At 42.2% G+C, this 2,999-nt stretch carries 3 protein-coding genes; all 3 read left to right on the top strand.

The window, feature by feature from the left end:
- The coding region (locus tag HWX04_RS07960) for a phage adaptor protein (RefSeq protein WP_175869590.1) at positions 1 to 582 on the top strand (582 nt) is incomplete at its 5' end.
- A 1-nt stretch (position 583) separates the two neighbouring features.
- Positions 584 to 2,044, top strand: a complete 1,461-nt coding sequence (bgtE, locus tag HWX04_RS07955) for a gene transfer agent protein BgtE (RefSeq protein ID WP_175869589.1) — start codon at positions 584 to 586, stop codon at positions 2,042 to 2,044.
- Positions 2,044 to 2,999: phage major tropism determinant (locus HWX04_RS07950; RefSeq protein WP_246257635.1), on the top strand; the 956-nt coding region annotated here is incomplete at its 3' end. The genes bgtE and HWX04_RS07950, both read left to right, overlap by 1 nt.

Below are 2,999 nucleotides of genomic sequence, written 5' to 3'. Positions count from 1 at the left end.
GATGAATATGTAGCACAAATACAAGAAAGTATTTTTGCTGCTATTCGTTTTTGTGAGAGGGAAACATTTTACTTTAACGAAAGCCGTGATGTGGTGTTTCAAACAAGGGCGGGGCAAGGGGCTTATGATGCAACTGATACCCGACATATTGAAACTGCTGTTAAAATCAAAAGCGTTTACTTGAGTTCTGATCAACATCATAAGTTTGCATTGGAATGGCAGGACCATGTTTCCTTAGAGGATTCGTTATCATCAGGACAGCAAGGAACGCCGGTTTGTTACAGTTATTTTGATAGGAAATTACATCTTTATCCCACACCGGATAGAGCCTATCAGATTCAACTTATTCTCTCTCCATTGCGCTTATCAGAGATAGAGAGTGTTGATGAAGAGCACCCATGGTTTGTGCATGCATTTGATTTGATCAAAGCGCGTGCAAAATATGAGTTGTACAAGAATATTCTTAAAGAGCCCGATTGTGCAACGGCAGCTTACAATGACTTTAACGAACAGTTGCATGAATTGCGTGCAGAGACCTCTCAACGTCATAACGTGACAAGAATAATTCCAACGGATTTTTAACATGGTTTATTTCCCTATAGCCGATTACCGMCCAGATGTTGCGGTTGTCAACGGCAGCTTTACCGATACGCTTGTGAATGTTTTACCGGCAGATGGGGGCTATATTCCTATGCCTAGTGCAATGGTTGTTTCTAAGGTTCCTTTAGAAGAAAAGCCCTTGGGTTGCATAGCSTTTAGAAGTGGYAATGGTGTTAAGATCATTGTAGGAGGCAAGCAAAAGCTTTATAGTTATGATAGTCAAACGCAGGGGTGGAAAGATATCAGCCAAAGTGGTGTGACCTATCAAGCAAATGAAGAGAACAAATGGTCGTTTGCTCTTTTTAAAGACATGATTATTGCGGTGAATAGAAATGATAAACCGCAAGTTCTCAAAATTCATAGTTCCGAACGATTTTCAGATTTAGGTGGCAATCCGCCGAAAGCAGGATTGGTAAAGGTTTGGGGTTCCGTTGTTTGTTTGATGCAATTGACTGATAATCCCAATCGTATTCATTGGTCAGGTTTGAATGATGCAAATTTTTGGGAAATAGGTCAAAGAAAATCTGATCATATAGATTTTCCAGATGGAGAATATGTTCAGGGGGCAACGGAATCCACCAATCCACTTATTTTTCTGCGTTCTGCTATTTATGCTGGTTTATTTATGCCAGGATCTGAACTTTTATTCAGTTTTCAGAAGATACAAGACAAGCGAGGAGCGCGTAGTGCAGCCTCTATAGCGTGTCGTGGCAGTGATGCTTTTTTTGCCGGTGATGGTGGCTTTTATCAGATAAGTAGCGATGGTCAACTTTTACCAATAGGTTTTGAAAAGGTTGATAGAACGGTCTTCAAAACATTTGATAAGTTTGCTCTTGATGAGATGCAAGGGGTTATAGACCCCGTTGATAACCGAATTTACTGGTCCTTAAAGAAAGGTAATAACGAGCAAGCCACCTTTGTTTATGATTGGGGTTTGCAAAAATGGTCGACGCTACAGGGAAAGCCTTTCACATTCTTTCCAGTCTTTACGACAGGTTATACATTAGAACAATTAGATGAGATTTCGATCAATCTTGAGTCTTTACCGGCTTCTTTAGACAGCCCTCGTTGGCAAAGTGGAGCGCCTATCCTTGGTGGTTTTAACGATCAAAATCATCTTGTTGTGTTTACAGGAGCCCCAATGGAGGCAACGGTTGTTTCGCAAGAGATGGGGGCACCAGATGGAAGTTTTAGCTTTATCACGAAGATGTTTGCAGAGGTTGATACGACGCAAGGTCTTTTAAGCATAGGGGAACGTCGACTTCGCAATGGTCAGACACCGATCACATGGCACAAGGAGAGGGTGTGTTCTTACGTTACAGGTGCTTATCAAGGTCGTTCGCGCAATCGTTATCACCGTTTTAAATTGCGTATTCCAGAACATGAACCTTGGACAATGATTACGGGCTTTAACGTTGATTTACGTCCTTTCGGTAGGGGATAATGGCAAAAGTTTATTTGACCAGTTCTTGGGATCTGGAGCGTAAAGCTTATCAAGCTAAAAGTGAAGCCGAGAAAGCCAAGGAAACCGCCGATAGAGCGAAAAGAACAGCAGAAGAAGCACAGAAGGCAGCAGAAACAGCTGATAAAAAGGCATCGTCTTTAGCATCATCGTTAGAAGACAAACTAGAAGAGACAGAAAAAACAGCTAAGGCAGCTAAGGAAAAAGCAGGCTATGCCGAACATGATGCGAGGCAAGCGCGTAATGAGGTGGAAAAGATAAAAAGCACAGCCAATCAAGCGTGGAGTAAGGCCTACGAGGCGAAGGAAGTAGCCGATAGAGCGAAAAGAACAGCAGAAGAAGCCAAAACAACAGCCGATACAACGAAGAAAGAGCTTGGTGGTATCAAGAGTTCTCTAGCAACAGCAGCTCAAACAACAGCGACAACAGCTCATACAGTAGCCACACAAGCAAAAAATCTAGCAGAAAAGATAAACACTTTTCTAAAACAGTCTAATTTAACGGCTCTTTCAGTTTCCACTCCATTTCTTGTTGCGACAGGCAAAGCGCAATTAACTGTGAAAAAAGGAACTTATCTAACTTTGCAACGAACCCATGATATTTTGGTTGCAAGTTATACAGCGGATTCAAGAATAGGCATGCCGTCTCTTTCGGCGGGCAAGGATTATTATCTTTATTTGGTACCGGAGGGAGATTCTCATAAAATTGTTGTATCAGAAAACTCTACCTATCCAAGGGATTACATCTTTAGTAGTTCACGCAAGATAGGAGGTTTCCATACGCTTTGTGCGGATGTTGGTACGATTTCCGGTCACCCACTGTCTGGTTATAGGGCAGGGGATATCTTACCCAATTCCGTTTGGTGTCTCAATCACCGCCCTTATAGTTCCCCCGAGGGAATGGTTTACGACCCCTCTACAGATCTTTGGGTTGATAT

This window comes from Bartonella gabonensis (genome assembly GCF_903679515.1).
GTDB lineage: Bacteria > Pseudomonadota > Alphaproteobacteria > Rhizobiales > Rhizobiaceae > Bartonella > Bartonella gabonensis.
The sequence above is the reverse complement of the archived record's forward strand: the minus strand, read 5'-3'. Positions and strand labels throughout refer to the sequence as shown.